Annotated in this window: 2 protein-coding genes (1 of these 2 running past the window's edge); both read left to right on the forward strand. The window is 66.1% G+C overall.

The genetic code is table 11. From position 1 onward, the window contains the following. A complete protein-coding gene (locus tag BW992_RS15795) occupies positions 1-12,345 on the forward strand; it encodes a non-ribosomal peptide synthetase (protein WP_076406537.1) in 12,345 nt (4,114 codons plus the stop codon). Next, positions 12,345-19,068, forward strand: partial view of a non-ribosomal peptide synthetase gene (locus tag BW992_RS15800; protein WP_076406539.1) — the beginning only. It continues 6,815 nt past the right edge of the window; 6,724 of the gene's 13,539 nt are visible here — the first part of the coding sequence; its start codon is at positions 12,345-12,347; its stop codon lies beyond the right edge, outside the window. Before BW992_RS15795 ends, BW992_RS15800 begins: the two co-directional genes overlap by 1 nt.

Here is a 19,068-nt window from a genome sequence, read left to right on the forward strand (position 1 = left end):
ATGAATGCTGAAGACGCCTTGAAACTTGCTCGCCGGTTTATCGGGTTGCCCCTGGAAAAGCGCCGGATGTTCCTGGCAGCGTTGGACAAGGAGGGCGTGCAGTTCAGCGGCTTCCCCATCCCCCAGGGCGTCGAGGCCGAAGATCGCCAGGCCTTGTCCTATGCCCAGCAGCGCATGTGGTTTCTCTGGCAGCTGGACCCTCACAGCGGTGCCTACAACCTGCCCGGCGCGGTGCGGCTCAAGGGCGCGTTGAGCCTGTCGGCGCTGGAGCAGGCCTTCGCCAGCCTGATGGCTCGTCATGAAACCCTGCGCACGGTGTTCCAGCGCCAGGCCGACGACAGCCTCCTGCAAGTGCCCATGACCGCGCCACTGGTGATCGAGCAAGAGGATTTCAGCGCGTTGGCGACCGCCGAGCGCGAACATGCGGTGGCCGAGGCGGCGCAACGACAGTCGCTGCTGCCGTTCGATCTGGCGGTCGGGCCGCTGTTGCGGGTCAAGCTGCTCAAGCTTGGCGAGCAGGAGCATGTATTGCTGCTGACCTTGCATCACATCGTCTCCGACGGTTGGTCGATGAACGTGCTGATCGATGAATTCATTCGCTGCTATGACGCGCATGAAGCGGGGCAGCCACCGCAACTCGCACCGTTGCCGATCCAGTACAGCGACTATGCCCTGTGGCAGCGCCGCTGGCTCGAAGCGGGCGAACAGGCACGGCAACTGGAATACTGGCAGGCGCAACTGGGGGATGAGCATCCGGTACTGGAATTGCCCACCGATCACTCCCGCCCGGCCATGCCGAGCTACCGTGGCAGCCGTCATGAATTCGCCATCGACGGCGCCTTGGCCGAGCAGCTGCGCAGCACAGCCCAGCAGCATGGCGTGACGTTGTTCATGCTCTTGCTCGGCGCGTTCAATGTGCTGTTGCATCGCTACAGCGGCCAGTGCGATATCCGTGTCGGCGTGCCCATCGCCAATCGCAATCGCGATGAAATCGAAGGCCTGATCGGCTTTTTCGTCAACACCCAGGTGCTGCGTACCGAGCTCGACGGGCAGACACGGGTGGTCGATCTTCTGCGGGCCGTCAAAGAGGCCGCCCTCGGCGCCCAGGCCCATCAGGACCTGCCGTTCGAACGCCTGGTAGAAGCCTTGAAGCTGGAGCGCAGCCTCAGCCATACGCCACTGTTCCAGGTGATGTACAACCATCAGCCGCAGGTGGCCGACGTCACCCGCATCAGCACGGCATCCGGGCTGGAGCTGGGCATGATCGACTGGCAGGGCCGCACCACCCAGTTCGACCTGACCCTGGACACCTTCGAGAAGGCCGGCAAGCTGCACGCCGCGCTGACCTACGCCAATGACCTGTTCGAAGCACCGACCATCGCGCGCATGGCGCGGCACTGGCTGCGTCTGCTGGCGGCGATGGTGGTCGATCCATCGCAGCGCATCGGCGAATTGCCCCTGCTCGATGCCGACGAGCACCAGGTCCTGGTGCACGACTGGAACACCACTGCCCAGCGCTACCCCACCGACCGGTGCATGCATCGGCTGATCGAAGCCCAGGTGGCGCGCACTCCGCAGGCCGTGGCGGTGTCTTGCGGCGAGCACAGCCTGACCTACGCCCAGCTCGACGCCCGTGCCAACCAACTGGCCCACCTGCTGATGGCGCAAGGCGTACAGGCGGACAGCCTGGTGGGGATCTGTGTCGAGCGCTCGGTGGAAATGGTTGTCGGCTTGCTGGCGATCCACAAGGCTGGCGGCGCCTATGTGCCACTGGACCCGGAATACCCGCAGGAGCGCCTGGCCTACATGATCCAGGACAGTGGCATCGCCTTGCTGCTGACCCAGGGTTCGCTGTCGGCGGCACTGCCCACCGATGACGTCAGCGTGATCCTGCTTGATCAGCCGGCCGGCTGGCTCGACGCCTACAGCGAACGCCGCCCCGAGGTGGTGGTCGATCCGTTGAGCCTGGCCTATGTGATCTATACCTCCGGTTCCACCGGCCGGCCCAAGGGCGCGGGTAACAGCCATGCCGCGCTGGTCAACCGTCTGTGCTGGATGCAACAGGCCTACAGCCTGGACGGCAGCGATGCGGTGTTGCAGAAGACACCGTTCAGTTTCGACGTGTCGGTATGGGAATTCTTCTGGCCCCTGATGACCGGCGCCCGGCTGGTGATGGCCGCGTCGGGAGCCCATCGCGACCCGCTGCAACTGATCGACAGCATCAACCGTCACGGCATCAGCACGCTGCACTTCGTGCCGTCGATGCTGCAAGCGTTTATCCACGAGCCCGGCGTGGAAACCTGTACCGGGCTCAAGCGCATCGTCTGCAGCGGTGAAGCCTTGCCCCTGGATGCCCAGCATCAGGTCTTCGCCAAGCTGCCGAACGCCGGGCTCTACAATCTGTACGGTCCGACCGAAGCGGCAATCGACGTGACCCACTGGACGTGTGTCGACGAAGACGCCGATTGTGTGCCGATCGGGCAGCCGATCGCCAACCTGCGCACCCATGTGCTCGACGCCCAGCTGAAACCGGTGCCGTGGGGTGTGTCCGGTGAGTTGTACCTGGGCGGGGCGGGGTTGGCGCGCGGTTATCACCGGCGCCCGGCATTGACCGCCGAGCGCTTTGTACCGTGCCCGTTCCATGCCGGCGAGCGCCTGTACCGTACCGGTGATCGCGTGCGCCAGCGTGCCGACGGCGTGATCGAATACCTTGGCCGCCTCGACCATCAGGTCAAGCTGCGTGGCCTGCGCATCGAGCTGGGTGAAATCGAGACCCGGCTGGTGCAACACCCGCTGGTGCGCGAGGCGGTGGTGCTGGTGCAGGACGGCAAGCACCTGGTGGGCTATGTGGTGCTGGAAAACCCCCAGCCGCCCGAGCAGTGGCAACAGGACGTCAAGGCCTGGCTGCTGGGCAGCCTGCCGGAATACATGGTCCCGACCTACCTGATGCCCCTGGCCAGGCTGCCGGTGACCGCCAACGGCAAACTGGATCGCAAGGCCCTGCCGCAACCGGATGCCGCGCCGCAGCAAGCGTTCGTCGCTCCTCAGGATGCGCTGCAGATTGCGCTGGCCGGCATATGGCAGGACGTTCTGGGGCTGGAGCGGGTCGGCCTGGAAGACAATTTCTTCGAACTGGGCGGTGATTCGATCATCTCCATCCAGGTGGTGAGCCGTGCGCGACAGCTCGGTATCCACCTCAATCCACGCGATCTGTTCCAGCACCAGACCGTGCGCAGCCTGGCGCTGGTGGCCAGCGTCGAGCATCACAATGCCGTGGACCAGGGGCCGGTCACCGGCCAAGCCCTGCTCGGACCGATCCAGCATCGGTTCTTCGCGCAGCCGATGCAGGACCGAGCGCACTGGAACCAGTCGTTGCTGCTCAGCCCGCGCGAGCCCTTGGACGCGCAGCGACTCGACGCGGCGCTGACCTGCGTCATCAATCACCACGACGCCTTGCGCCTGCGCTTCGTCGAAGACGCGGACGGCTGGCGACAGAACCATGGGCCGCTGCTGCAAGGCGCTGGCCTGTGGCTGCGCGATGCGCAATCGGTCGAACAACTGGGCGCGCTGTGCGACGAAGCGCAGCGCAGTCTTTGCCTGCGGGATGGGCCGCTGATGCGGGCGATGCTGGTCAGCCTGGCCGATGGCAGCCAGCGGCTGGCGCTGGTCATCCATCATTTGGTGGTGGACGGCGTGTCATGGCGTGTATTGCTGGAAGATTTGCAGCAGGCCTACGAGCAGTTGGCGGCGGGTGGCGGTGTGACGTTGCCGGCCAAGACCAGTGCGTTCCAGGGCTGGACCGAGCGCCTGAGCGCCGAAGCGTCGCGTTTCGACGACCAGTTGGCCTATTGGAAAGCCCAGCACCAGGGCGCGCAGGACCTGCCATGCGAGCGTCCGCAAGGCAGCCTGGAAAACGCCCATGGCGCCAGGATCCAATGGCGCCTGGACGCCGGGCTGACCCGGCAATTGCTGCAACAGGCACCAGCGGCGTATCGCACCCAGGTCAACGATCTGCTGCTGACCGCGCTGGCTCGCACCGTCAGCGGTTGGAGCGGGCAGCCGGGTACGCTGGTGGAGCTGGAAGGCCATGGCCGCGAAGACCTGTTCGATGACATCGACCTGACCCGAACGGTCGGTTGGTTCACGAGTCTGTTCGCCGTGAACCTGACCGCCGCCGACGACCTCGGCGCTTCCATCAAGGCGATCAAGGAACAATTGCGCAGCGTTCCCGACAAGGGCCTGGGCTATGGCGTGTTGCGCCATCTGGCTGCGCCCCAGGTGCGAGCCGAGCTGGCCGACCTGCCACCGGCGCGCATCACGTTCAATTACCTGGGCCAGTTCGACCGACAGTTCGACGAATCGGCGCTGTTCGAGCCGTCCAGCGAAGGCAGTGGCATCGCCCAGGACCCCACGGCGCCCCTGGCCAACTGGTTGACCGTGGAAGGGCAGGTGTACGGCGGCGAGCTGACCATGAGCTGGGGGTACAGCCGTGAGATGTTCGACAGCGCCACCGTGCAGCGACTGGTGGATCGATACGCCCTCGAACTCACGACGCTGATCGAACATTGTGCCAACCTGGCCGTGCCGCAAGCCACGCCCTCGGATTTCCCCATGGCCCGCATCACCCAGGCGCAGCTCGATGGGCTGCCCGTGCCGACCGGCCAGCTCGACGACCTGTACCCGCTGTCGCCGATGCAGCAGGGGCTGCTGTTCCACACCCTCTACGAGCAGGCCGCGGGCGAATACGTCAACCAGCTGCGGGTGGATGTGCAAGGCCTGGAGGTGGAGCGCTTCCGCGCGGCATGGCAGGCGTGCATTGATGCCCAGGACATCCTGCGCAGCGGCTTCGTCTGGCAGGGCGACCTGCAGCAGCCGTTGCAAATCGTCCACAGGCACCTGCCGGTGCCGTTCACCGTGCTGGACTGGCGTGAGCGTGCCGACCAGGCGCAGGCCCTTGCCGCGCTGGCCGAAGACGAGCGGGCCAAAGGCTTCGACCTGAGCCAGGCACCGCTGTTACGGCTGGTGCTGGTGCAGACCGGTGCCGGGCAATGGCATTTCATCTACACCCATCACCACATTCTGATGGACGGCTGGAGCAATGCGCAGCTGCTCGGCGAAGTGATGCAACGCTACAACGGCCACGCCTCGGCCAGCGTCACAGGGCGATACCGCGACTACATCGCCTGGCTGCAGCGTCAGGACGAGCAACTCGGCAAGGACTACTGGACGGCGCAACTGGCCACCCTGCAAGAACCGACCCGACTGGCCCGGGCCACCTCTGGCAGCGACAGCCAGCGCGGGCACGGCGACCTGTTCCAGACCCTCGATGCCCCGCGCACCCAGGTGCTGGAGCGCTTTGTCCGCCAGCAGAAAGTCACCCTCAACACCTTGGTGCAAGCGGCGTGGCTGTTGCTGCTGCAACGCTACACCGGCCACGACAGCGTGGCCTTCGGTGCCACCGTGGCCGGGCGTCCGGCGGATCTGCCGGGCATCGAGCAACAGGTCGGGTTGTTCATCAACACCCTGCCGGTGATCGCCGCGCCGCGTCCGGATCAATCCGTCGGGGCCTGGCTGCAAGCGGTACAGGCGCAGAACCTGGGCCTGCGGGAGTTCGAGCACACGCCACTGGCGGATATCCAGCGCTGGGCCGGGCAAGGCGGCAAGGCGCTGTTCGACAACATCCTGGTGTTCGAAAACTATCCGGTTGCCCAGGCCCTGCAGGACAGCGCCGGACAAGGGCTGGTGTTCGGCGAGGTCGCTCACCTGGAGCAGACCCATTACCCACTGAGCGTCGCCGTGACCCTCGGCCAGACCCTGGCGCTGCACTACAGCTTCGACCAGGCGCATTTCAGCCCGGCGACCATCGACCAGATCAGTCGTCACCTGATGCACCTGTTGGAAACCTTCGCCGAATCGGCGACCCGCAACCTGGGACAGATCGCCCTGGTGGACGCCGGGGAACAGGCCCGGCAACAGGCCGCCAACCATCGGCAGCCATACCCGACCGACATCGCCGTGCATCAGCGCATCGCCCGCTTGGCGGCGCTGAAGCCCCACGCCACGGCGGCGATCTTCAACGGGCAACGGTTCAGCTATGGCGACATCGACCGTCGAGCCAATCAACTGGCCCATGCCCTGATCGCCCGCGGCGTCGGCCCGGAAACCCGCGTCGGCGTGGCCCTGCCGCGCAGCGAAGGGGTGATCGTCGCGTTGCTGGCGGTGCTCAAGGCCGGCGCCGCCTACGTGCCGCTGGATACCAGCTACCCCCGCGAACGCCTGGCATACCTGATCGAGGATTCGGGGCTGGCGCTGTTGCTGACCGATTCGCGGGTGTCGGCGCAGCTGCCGCTTGAGGGGGCCGCCCAGGTGCTGGAACTCGACAGCCTGGACCTGCGTCAGCAACCCCTCGATGCGCCCGATGTCCAGGTCGATCCGCAGAACCTGGCCTACGTGATCTACACCTCCGGTTCCACCGGTAACCCCAAGGGCGTGAGCGTGGCCCATGGCCCGCTGGCGATGCATTGCCAGGCCATCGGCGAGCGCTATGAAATGCGTGACAGCGATTGCGAATTCCACTTCATGTCCTTCGCCTTCGACGGCGCCCATGAGCGCTGGCTCACCAGCCTGACCCATGGCGCTTCGCTGCTGATTCGCGACGACAGCCTGTGGACGCCGGAGCAGACCTGTCACGCGATGCGCGAACACGGCGTGACCGTGGTGGCGTTTCCGCCGGTGTACCTGCAACAACTGGCCGAGCATGCCGAGCGCGAGGGCAACCCGCCGACAGTGCGGATCTACTGCTTCGGCGGCGATGCGGTGCCCAACGCCAGTTTCGAACGGGTCAAGCGCGCCCTAGACCCGGACTTCATCATCAATGGCTACGGCCCCACCGAAACCGTGGTCACGCCGCTGATCTGGAAGGCCGGCCGCGACGTGGCCTGCGGTGCGGCCTATGCGCCGATCGGCAGCCGCATCGGTGATCGCAGTGCCTATGTGCTGGACGCCGACCTCAACCTGCTACCCCAGGGCATGGCCGGTGAGCTGTACCTGGGCGGCACGGGCCTGGCCCGGGGATACCTGAATCGCCCGGGGCTCACGGCCGAGCGCTTCGTCGCCGATCCGTTCAGCAACGGCGGTTTGCTCTACCGCACCGGTGACCTGGTGCGCCAGCGCGCCGACGGCACCTTCGATTACCTGGACCGCATCGACAACCAGGTGAAGATTCGCGGGTTCCGCATCGAGCTGGGCGAAGTCGAAGCCAGCCTGCAAGCCCTGGACGGCGTGCGCGAAGCCGTGGTGGTGGCCCAGGAAGGCACCGCCGGCAGCGGCAAGCGCCTGGTGGCCTATGTCGTGGCCGATGAGTCCGCGGCCCGGCGCCCGGCGTTCGCCGAGCAACTGCGCGAGCAGCTCCAGGCCACCTTGCCGGCGCACATGGTCCCGGCCTATCTGCTACTGCTGGAGCGCTTGCCACTAACGCCCAACGGCAAGTTTGACCGCAAGAACCTGCCCAAGCCTGACGTCAGCCAATTGCAGCAGGATTACGTAGCGCCGCGCAGCACCCTGGAACAACACCTGGCGTCCATCTGGCAGGATGTGCTCAAGCTCGGGCAGGTAGGGCTGCGGGATAACTTCTTCGAACTGGGGGGCGATTCCATCGTCTCGATCCAGGTGGTCAGCCGCGCCCGTCAGGCCGGCATCCACTTCACCCCGAAGGATCTGTTCCAGCACCAGACCATCGAGGCGCTGGCGAGCGTGGCGCGCTCGGGCCAGGCTGGCCCGGTCATCGATCAGGGACCGGTGGTCGGCGAACTGCCGCTGTTGCCGGTACAACGGCTGTTCTTCGAACAGGCGATCCCCGAGCGTCAGCACTGGAACCAGGCGGTGATGCTCAAGCCCACAGAAAGCCTCGATCCCCGGTTGCTGGAGCAGGCCCTGGACGCGCTGCGGGTGCATCACGATGGCCTGCGCTTGAGTTTCACCCCCGGGCAGGCGGGATGGACGGCACATTACCGCTCGCCGGCCAGCCCTTGCGCTGACCTGCTCTGGGTCGTGGATGCGCCGGATGCCGATGCATTGCACGACATCGCCAACCAGGCACAGCGCAGCCTCGACCTGCAGGACGGTCCGTTGTTGCGGGCCGTGCTGGCCAATCTGGCCGATGGCAGCCAGCGGCTGTTGGTGGTGATCCACCATTTGGTGGTGGACGGTGTGTCCTGGCGCATCCTCTTCGAAGACCTGCAAGACGCCTATCGCCAGTTGTCCACCGGCCAACAGGTGCGGCTGCCGGCGAAAACCACTTCGGCCCGGGTGTGGGCCGAGCGTCTGCAGGACTATGCGCGCAGCGCCGCCTTGCAGGAGGAACTGGCGTATTGGCAGGCCTGTCTGGAGGGTGTCGACGGGCAATTGCCGATGGACAATCCACTGGGCGGCCAGCAGGAGCGTCTCGCGTTGACGGTGCGCACCCGACTCGACGCGTCGTTGACCCGTCGATTGCTGCAGGAGGCGCCCCAGGCCTATCGCACCCAGGTCAACGACCTGCTGCTCACCGCCCTGGCCCGGGTCATGGTGCGCTGGACCGGAAGCGACAGCGCCCTGGTCCAGCTCGAAGGTCACGGCCGTGAAGCCCTGTTCGACGATGTCGACCTGACCCGCACCGTCGGCTGGTTCACCAGCCTGTACCCGGCCAGGCTCACCCCGACGGCCGACCTGGGCAGTTCCCTCAAACAGATCAAGGAGCAACTGCGGGCGATCCCGAACAAGGGCATGGGATTCGGTGCCCTGGCCCGACTGGGGGATGACTCGGCGCGGGCGATCCTGGCCGCGCTGCCGACACCGCGCCTGACCTTCAACTACCTGGGCCAGTTCGATGCCAGTTTCGACGAGGCCGACGGTGCCCTGTTCGTACCGGCCAGCGAAGGGGCCGGGGACGAGCTGGACCCGCAAGCGCCGTTGTCCAACCTCCTGGCGCTCAATGGCCAGGTATTCGGCGGTGAACTGAACCTGGGCTGGACCTTCAGCCGCGAGGTGTTCGACCCGGCCACCATCCAGGCCCTGGCGGACGATTACACCCGCGAGCTGCAAGGGCTGATCGAGCATTGCTGTCAGGGCGGGCAGGGCGGCGTGACGCCGTCGGACTTCCCCCTGGCCAGCCTGAGCCAATGGCAACTGGACGGGCTGCCGGTGGCGATGACGCAGATCGCCGACCTCTACCCACTGTCGCCGATGCAGCAGGGGATGCTGTTCCACAGCGTCTATGGCGAGGCCAGCGGCGACTACATCAACCAGTTGCGCCTGGACGTCGAAGGGTTGGACCCGGAGCGCTTCCGGCAGGCCTGGCAGGCGGCGGTGGATGCCCACGACATCCTGCGTACGCGCTTCGTCTGGCAGGGGGACCTGCCGGAGCCAGTGCAATTGGTCAGCAAGCACCTGGAACTGCCCTACCGCCTGCATGACCTGCAAGGCGATCCGCAGCGCGATGAAACCTTGCTGGCGCTGGCCGATGCCGAATGCCGACAACTGGCCCTGGACTCTGCGGCCCTGTTGCGATTGACCATCGCGCGTCTCGATGAGCAGCGCTACCACCTGATCTATACCCATCACCACATCCTGATGGATGGCTGGAGCAACTCGCAGTTGCTCGGCGAGGTGCTGCAACGCTACAGCGGCAATCACGTCGCCGTGCAGGGCAGCCGCTATCGGGACTACATCGCCTGGCTGCAACGCCAGGATGGCGCCGCCAGCCAGGCGTTCTGGATGCCTGCGCTCAAGCGCCTGGACGCTCCGACGCGCCTGGCCGACGCCATGGCCCGCCCGGCTGAGACCGGCATCGGTTACGGCGACCATGTGCAAGTGCTGGACGAAGGGTTGACCCGACGCCTGGAAACCTTCGCCCGGGCCTCGAAAGTCACCGTCAACACCCTGGTGCAGGCGGCGTGGCTGCTGCTGTTGCAGCGCTACACCGGCAAGGACACCGTGGCCTTTGGCGCGACGGTGGCCGGTCGCCCGGCGGACTTGCCCGGTATCGAGCAGCAGATCGGCCTGTTCATCAACACCTTGCCGGTCATTGCCAGCCCACGGGCCGAACAGTCCCTGGACAGTTGGCTGCAAGCGGTGCAAGGGCAGAACCTGGCGCTGCGGGAATTCGAGCACACCGCATTGCTGGACATCCAGCGCTGGGCCGGCCAGGGCGGTGACGCACTGTTCGACAGCCTGCTGGTGTTCGAGAACTACCCGGTCGCCCAGGCCCTGGAGCAGGGCGCGCCTCAAGGCCTGCGCTTCGGCCCGGCAGCCACCCGGGAGCAGACCAGCTATCCGTTGACCTTGCTGGTGAGCCTGGATCGACAGTTGTCGGTGCACATGAGCTACCAGCGCGCCAGTTTCCAGGCCGACACCGTGGTGCGCCTGGCGGCGCACCTGGCTCAGTTGCTCGGACAGATGACCGGCCAGGGCGAGCGCTGCCTGGGGCAGTTGTCCATGCTCGGCTTCGATGAGCATCAACGCCTGACCCACGACTGGAACCCGGTGGACGCTCCGTTCGAGCAAACCCTGTGCGTCCATCAGGCGATCGCCCGCCAGGCCGAAGCCATGCCGGATGCCCTGGCGGTGACGTTCGCCGAAAACCGTCTCAGCTACAGCGAACTGGACAGCCGCGCCAATCGCCTGGCCCACAAGCTCATCGAACTGGGCGTGGGCCCGGAAGTGCGGGTGGGCGTGGCGATGCCGCGGTCCGAACACTTGCTGGTGGCCTTGCTGGCAGTGCTCAAGGCCGGCGGCGCCTACGTGCCACTGGACCCGGATTATCCGGCCGAGCGCGTGGCCTACATGCTCGACGACAGCCGTGCCCGCGTGCTGCTGACCGAGCAGGCCGTGGCGGTGACCTTGACAGTTCCGGCCGACACCGCCGTGCTGATGCTGGACCGCATCGAGCTTGGGCAATATTCCCTGGATGCGCCGGCGACCGGGGTCACTCCGGACAACCTCGCCTATGTGATCTACACCTCCGGCTCCACCGGCAAGCCCAAGGGCGTGGCGATTGCCCATCGCAACGTGCTGGCGCTGATCGACTGGTCCAGGTCGGTCTATCGCCGCGACGACATCCAGGGCGTGCTGGCTTGCACTTCGGTGTGCTTCGACCTGTCGGTATGGGAGCTGTTCGTGACCCTGGCCAACGGCGGCTCGCTGATCATCGCCCGCAATGCGCTGGAACTGCCGCAGCTGCCGGCGCGGGATCAGGTACGCCTGGTCAACACCGTGCCATCGGCCATCGCCGCGTTGCAACGCAGCGGCGATATCCCGCCCGGCGTGCGCATCATCAACCTGGCGGGCGAGCCACTGAAGCAGAGCCTGGTGGAGGCGCTGTATCAATCGACCCGCGTCGAACACGTCTACGATCTCTACGGCCCTTCGGAAGACACCACCTATTCCACCTGGGCGCGGCGCTGCGTCGACGGCACGGCGAATATCGGCCGTCCCCTCAAGCACACGGCCAGCTACCTGCTGGATGCCGGTCTGCAACCGGTGCCCCAGGGAGTACCGGCGGAGCTGTACCTGAGCGGCGCGGGCATCACCCGTGGCTATCTCGGGCGAGCGGCGATGACCGCCGAAAAGTACGTGCCCAATCCGTTCTCCACCACCGGCGAGCGCCTGTACCGCACCGGTGACTTGTGCCGTTACCGCGCCGATGGCGTGCTCGAATACCAGGGGCGCATCGACCATCAGGTGAAGATCCGTGGCTTTCGCATCGAGCTGGGGGAAATCGAAGCGCGACTGCTGGCTCAACCGGGGGTGCGCGAGGTGGCCGTCCTGGCCCAGGACGCGCCGGGAGGTCCGCAATTGGTGGCCTATGTGGTGGCGCCTGCGCTGGACCGGGAAGCCGACGACCTGCGTGCAGTGCGCGACCGACTCAAGGGCGGGCTCAAGGCGCATCTGCCCGACTACATGGTCCCGGCCCACCTGCTGTTTCTCGACCAACTGCCCATGACCCCGAACGGCAAGCTCGACCGCAAGGCCTTGCCGGCCGTGGAGACCGGCTTGTCCCAAGCCGGCTACGTGGCCCCGGTCAGCGAGCTGGAACGACAGGTCGCGGCGATCTGGGCACAGGTGCTCACCGTGGAACGCGTGGGTCTGAACGATCACTTCTTCGAGCTGGGCGGCCATTCGCTGCTGGCGGTCAACGCCGTCTCGCGCATGGCTCTCGAACTGGGGTTGACCCTGACCCCGCAGCTGATTTTCCAGCACCCCGTCCTGCAGGATTTCGTCGCGCAACTGGACACCGGGGACGGGCCGATCAATGAACAGAAACTGAACAAGCTGGAAGCCCTGCTTGATGAAATGGAGGAAGTCTGATGGACAAGAGTGTTGCTTTGAGGATTGCCAAGCGCTTTATCACTCTGCCCCTGGACAAACGCCGGCTGTACCTGGAAAAGATGCTCGAAGAGGGCGTCTCGCCGGCCAACCTGCCGATTCCCGAGGTGCGTTCCGGGTTCGAGGATATTCCATTGTCCTATGCCCAGGAGCGCCAATGGTTCCTGTGGCAAATGGAGCCCAACAGCTCGGCCTACCACATCCCCAGTGCGCTACGCCTCAAGGGCCCGTTGGATGTACCGGCCCTGGAGCGCAGCTTCAACGCCCTGGTGGAACGCCATGAAAGCCTGCGCACCACCTTCATCGAGCGCGACGAGCGGACAGTGCAGGTGATCCACCGGCAGTTGCCGCTGCGCATCAGCCTCGAGTCGTTGCCCGCGGACTCCACCGCCAGCCTCGAGGACAGCCTCAAGGCCTTCGTCGAGCGCGAGACCGCGCGTCCGTTCGATCTGCGCCTGGGGCCGCTGCTACGGGTTTCCCTGTTGAAAATCGCCGAGGACGACCATGTGCTGGCGCTGATCCAGCACCACATCATTGCCGATGGCTGGTCGATGCAGGTGCTGGTCAATGAACTGGTGAGCCACTACGCGGCGGACACCGTCGGCACGCCGCTGGCCTTGCCGGAATTGCCCGTGCAGTACGCCGACTATGCGATCTGGCAACGCCATTGGCTCGAAGCCGGCGAGCGTGAGCGGCAGTTGGCCTATTGGGTCCGGACCCTGGGCGGCGAGCAACCGGTGCTGGAATTGCCCCTCGATCATCCGCGCCCGCCCGTACAGAGCTTTCGCGGCGCACGGCTGGACCTGGACCTGCCGCCGCAATTGGCGACGGCACTCAAGCAACTGGCCCAGCGCCAAGGGGCCAGCCTGTTCATGGTGTTGCTGGCCTCGTTCCAGGCCTTGCTGCATCGCTACAGTGGCCAACCGCAGATCCGCGTCGGCGTGCCGGTGGCCAACCGCAACCGGGTCGAGACCGAAGGCCTGATCGGCTTCTTCGTCAACACCCAGGTGCTGAACGCCCATGTGGACGGGCAACTGCCGTTCGACCGTCTGCTCGACCAGGTCAAGCAATCGGCCATGGCCGCCCAGGCGCATCAGGACCTGCCGTTCGAGCAGTTGATCGAGGCACTGCAACCGGAGCGCAGCCTCAGCCACAGCCCGATCTTCCAGGTCATGTTCAACCATCAGACCGCAGGCGATGCCCAGGGCCGGCAGTTGCACCTGCCGGGCCTGGGCATCGAAGACCTGGTGTGGGAGGGACGCACAGCCCAATTCGACCTGACCTTGGGCACGTATGAAACCGAGCAGGGAATCGCCGCCGAGCTGACCTATGCCACCGACCTGTTCGAGCCGCAGACCATCGAGCGTCTGGTCCGGCACTGGCAGAACCTGCTGCAGGGTATCGTCGACGCGCCGCAGCGACGCATCGGTGAGCTGCCGCTGCTCGACAGCGACCAGCAACGCCTGATGCAACGGCAATGGCACCGTGTGGTGGAGCAGGGGACACAGGCCACCTGCGTCCACCAGCGCATCGCCGAACAGGCCCGCCAGTCCCCCGATGCGCTGGCCCTGACCATCGATGGCCAAACCCTGACCTACCAGCAACTGGACACCCGGGCCAATCAGCTGGCCCACCGCCTGGTCGCCCTGGGCGTGACGCCTGACCAGCCGGTGGGCATCGCGCTGGAGCGCAGCGCCGAAATGATCGTCGGCCTGCTGGCGATCCTCAAGGCCGGCGGTGCCTACGTGCCGTTGGACCCGGCATATCCCGAGGATCGCCTGGCCTACATGATCCAGGACAGCGGCATCCGCCTGCTGTTGACCCAGGCCCGGCTGCAGGCGGTGTTGCCCATTCCGGCGACCCTCCAGACCCTGCTGCTGGACCAGCCCGACATGGCGCTACAGGATGCTCCCGGCACCTGCCCGGCGGTGCCACTGAGTGCCGAACACCTGGCCTACGTGATCTACACCTCCGGCTCCACCGGCAAACCCAAGGGCGTGATGGTGCGCCATGGCGCATTGAGCAACTTCGTCACCAGCATGATTGCCCAACCCGGCCTGACGGCTGGCGACCGCATGCTGTCGCTGACCACGTTCTCCTTCGACATTTTCGGCCTGGAGATCTACGGGCCGCTGTCGGCCGGGGCCAGCGTGGTGCTGACCGGCCAGAACGTGCACCAGGACCCGGAGGCGGTGCTGGCGCTGGTGGGGCAGCACGATGTGACCATGCTGCAAGCCACGCCTTCGAGCTGGCGCATGCTGCTGGACCACGAACAGGCTTCGCGACTGGCGGGGCGCACCTTCCTCTGCGGCGGCGAGGCATTGCCGCTGGAATTGGCGCAGCGGCTGCTGATGCTTTCGCCCAAGGTCTGGAACCTCTACGGCCCGACCGAGACCACCATCTGGTCGGCGGTGCATCCCTTGAGCCATGACAACAGTCGTCCGTTCCTCGGCAAGCCCCTGGACAACACTGCGCTGTACATCGTCGGCAGCGACCTGACGCTCAACCCGCCCGGCGCCCCGGGTGAACTGCTGATCGGTGGCCAAGGCCTGGCCCGTGGCTACTTCCAGCGCCCGGCGTTGACGGCCGAGCGTTTCGTCCCGAACCCATTCTCCACCACTGGCGAGCGGCTGTACCGCACCGGCGACCTGACCCGCTATCGGGCCGAGGGCGTGGTGGAGTACATCGGCCGCATCGACCATCAGGTCAAGATCCGCGGCCTGCGTATCGAGCTGGGGGAAATCGAAGCGGCGCTGCTGGCCCAGGACAGTGTGCGTGAAACCGTGGTGATCGCCCATGAAGGCCCGACCGGCTCGCAACTGGTGGCCTATGTGGTGCCCACCGCCAGTCCGATGCCCGACCCGCAAGGCGAGGCCGCGGCGCGCACCGCCCTCAAGGCCGCGCTCAAGGCGCAATTGCCCGAGTACATGGTTCCGGCGCACCTGGTGTTCCTGGCCCAGCTGCCGTTGACGCCCAACGGCAAGGTCGATCGCAAGGCGCTGCCGGCCCCGGATGTCAGCGAGGTGCAAAGGGCCTACGTGGCGCCCCGCAGCCTTCGCGAGCAACAGGTGGCGCAGATCTGGCAGCAAGTGCTCAAGCTCGAACGGGTAGGGCTGCAAGACAACTTCTTCGAGTTGGGCGGTCACTCGCTGCTGGTCACCCAGGTGGTGTCCCGGGTCCGTCGGGTGCTGGGCATCGAGGTGCCGCTGCGCAGCCTGTTCGAACACGGCACGTTGCAGGATTTCGTCGGCGCCCTCGACGCAGGCCAAGGCCCGCAGGCGCCCGCGCTGGTGCCGGTGCCACGTGACAAGCCGCTGCCGCTGTCGTTTGCCCAGGAGCGCCAATGGTTCCTGTGGAAAATGGACCCCGACAGCACCGCCTACAATATCCCGACCGCCTTGCGCCTGCGCGGTACGCTGGACAAGGACGCCTTGCGTCGCAGCTTCGAAGCGCTGGTGGAGCGTCACGAAAGCCTGCGCACCGCTTTCGTCGAAGACGACGGGCGCACCTGCCAGGTGATCCGTCCACAGGGCCAGGTCAGTGTCGTCGAGCGGCACCTGGACGGGGAGGACGAGGCCGCCATCCAGGCGTTCCTCGAACAGCAGACCCAAGGCCCGTTCGACCTCCTGAACGACGCGTTGCTGCGCGTGGCGCTGCTGGCGCTGGGCGAGCAGGAGCACATCCTGGTGCTGACCCTGCATCACATCGTGGCCGACGCCTGGTCGTTGCAGGTGATGGTCGATGACCTGATGAGCCTGTATTCGGCATTCGTCGAGGAGCGGCCCGCGCAATTGCCTCCCTTGGCGGTGCAGTACGCCGACTATGCGATCTGGCAGCGGCAATGGATGGACGCCGGCGAGCGGGAGCGCCAACTGGCCTACTGGACCGAGCAGTTGGGCGGCGAACAGCCGCTGCTGGAGTTGCCCACCGACCATCCGCGTCCGGCGCAGCAAAGCCAGCGTGGCGCGCGTTTGCCGATCGTGATCGATCCTTCGTTGAGCGATGCCCTCAAGGCACTGGCCCGACGGGAAAACGTCACCCTGTTCGTGCTCTTGCTCGGCGCTTTCCAGGCGCTGCTGCAACGCTACAGTGGGCAATCCGACATCCGCGTCGGGGTGCCGATCGCCAACCGCCAGCGGCTGGAGACCGAGCGGTTGATCGGGTTCTTCGTCAACACCCAGGTATTGCGAGCCCGGTTCGACAGCCAACTGACCGGCGCCGAGCTGCTGCAGCAGCTCAAGCAGACCGCCATGGCGGCGCAGATGCATCAGGACCTGCCGTTCGAGCAACTGGTCGATGCCTTGCAGCCGCAGCGCAACCTGAGTCACAGCCCGCTGTTCCAGGCCATGTTCAACCATCGCAACGAAACCGATGCAGCCTTTGCCAATGGATTGCCCGGCCTGGCAGTCGAGCCCCTGGGCTGGGCGCAGCGCACCGCCCAGTTCGATCTGAGCCTGGACACCGTCGACAGCCCGCAAGGCTTGCATGCGGCCCTGACCTACGCCACGGATCTGTTCGAGCCGGCCACCATCGAGCGCATGGGCCAGCACTGGCTCAACCTGTTGCAGAGCCTGGTGCAGGACCTGCATCGCCCTGTGGCCCAATGCACCTTACTGGGGGCTGACGAGCGTCGGCGGATGCTCGTCGACTGGAACGCGACGGCGGTTCGCTACCCCCTCGACCGCACGGTGCAAGGCCTGATCGAGGAGCAGGTGCGCAACCACCCGGACGCTCCGGCGCTGATTTTCGGCGAACAGCGCCTGAGCTACGGCGAACTCAACGCCCGGGCCAATCGACTGGCTCATCGGCTGGTCGATCACGGCGTCGGCCCGGACGTGCTGGTGGGCATCGCCGTGGAGCGCTCCGTGGAAATGGTCCTTGGACTGTTGGCGATCCTCAAGGCCGGCGGTGCCTACGTTCCTCTGGACCCGGAATATCCGCGGGAGCGCCTGGCCTATATGTTCGAGGACAGTGGCATCGACCTGCTGCTGACCCAGGGCCATTTGCTGGACCTGCTGCCGATCCCGGGCGGCATGCACAGCCTGCTGCTGGACGCGCCGGACGACGGCCTGTATGCCGACCGCGACAGCGATCCGCAGGTCGACGTCCACGGCGAGAACCTGGCGTATGTGATCTATACCTCCGGTTCCACCGGCAAGCCCAAGGGCGCGGGCAACCGGCATTCGGCGCTGGTCAACCGGCTGTGCTGGATGCAGCAGGCCTATGGGCTCGATTCCACGGACAGCGTGTTGCAAAAAACGCCGTTCAGTTTCGATGTGTCGGTGTGGGAGTTCTTCTGGCCGCTGATGACCGGTTCGACCCTGGTGGTGGCCGCGCCGGGGGCACATCGCGACCCGACCCAACTGATCGGGCTGATCACCGCGCACCGCATTACCACGCTGCACTTCGTTCCATCGATGTTACAGGCCTTCGTGCAAGATCCCCACGTAGCCGATTGCACCAGCCTCAAGCGCATCGTCTGCAGTGGTGAAGCGTTGCCGGTGGACGCGCAGCAGCAGGTGTTCGCCAAGCTGCCGAATGCCGGCCTGTACAACCTCTACGGCCCCACTGAGGCGGCCATCGACGTGACACACTGGACCTGTGTCGAGGAGGGTCGCGACAGCGTGCCCATCGGCCAGCCGATCGCCAATCTGGGCACCTATATCCTGGACGACGAACTGGCCCCGGTGCCGGTGGGCGTGATGGGCGAGCTGTACCTGACGGGAGAGGGGCTGGCCCGCGGCTACCATCGCCGCGCCGCGCTGACGGCCGAGCGGTTCGTCACCGGGCCCTTCGGCCAGGGACAACGGCTGTATCGCACCGGTGACCTGGCGCGGTACCGCGCCGATGGCGTGATCGAGTACGCCGGACGCATGGACCACCAGGTGAAGATCCGTGGCCTGCGCATCGAGCTGGGGGAAATCGAAGCGCGCCTGGCCGAGCACGAAGAGGTGCGCGAAACGGTGGTCATCGCTCAGGACGGTACCTTGCTGGTGGCCTACCTGGTGCCCACCCGTGCCGAGCTGCTGGACGCCGACGACGATGCCCGCCAGGCGCTGCAAGCCCGCCTCAGGGATCACCTGGGCCGCGCATTGCCCGACTACATGGTGCCGCAGCGATGGCTGTGGCTGGAAAGGATGCCTGTCAGCCCCAACGGCAAACTGGAGCGCAAGGCACTGCCCCGTGCCGATATCAACGCCAGTCCCAAGGCCTGCATCGCACCGGGCACGGCCCTGGAACAGGCCCTGGCCGACATCTGGCAAAGCGTGCTGGGGGTTGGGCAGGTGGGTATCCACGACAACTTCTTCGAGCTCGGGGGCGATTCCATCATCTCCATCCAGGTGGTCAGCCGGGCTCGCCAGGCGGGCATCCATTTCAGTCCCAAGGACCTGTTCGTCCACCAGACCATCCAGGGCCTGGCCGGCGTGGCGAGCATGGGCGACAGCGGCCCGGTTATCGACCAGGGCCCGGTGACGGGCGATGCGCCGTTGCTGCCGTTCCAGCAACTGTTCTTCGACCTGGACATGGCCGAGCCGCATCACTGGAACCAATCGTTGCTGCTCAAGGGCAGGCGGCCGGTCCACGCCGGGCATCTGGAGCAGGCGCTGCAAGCGCTGGTTGCCCATCACGATGCCTTGCGCCTGGCCTTCGTCCGTGAGGGCGATGGCTGGCTCGCTCGCCATCGCACACTCGCCGAACAGCACG

Source organism: Pseudomonas sp. 7SR1 (assembly GCF_900156465.1).
Classification (GTDB): Bacteria; Pseudomonadota; Gammaproteobacteria; order Pseudomonadales; family Pseudomonadaceae; genus Aquipseudomonas.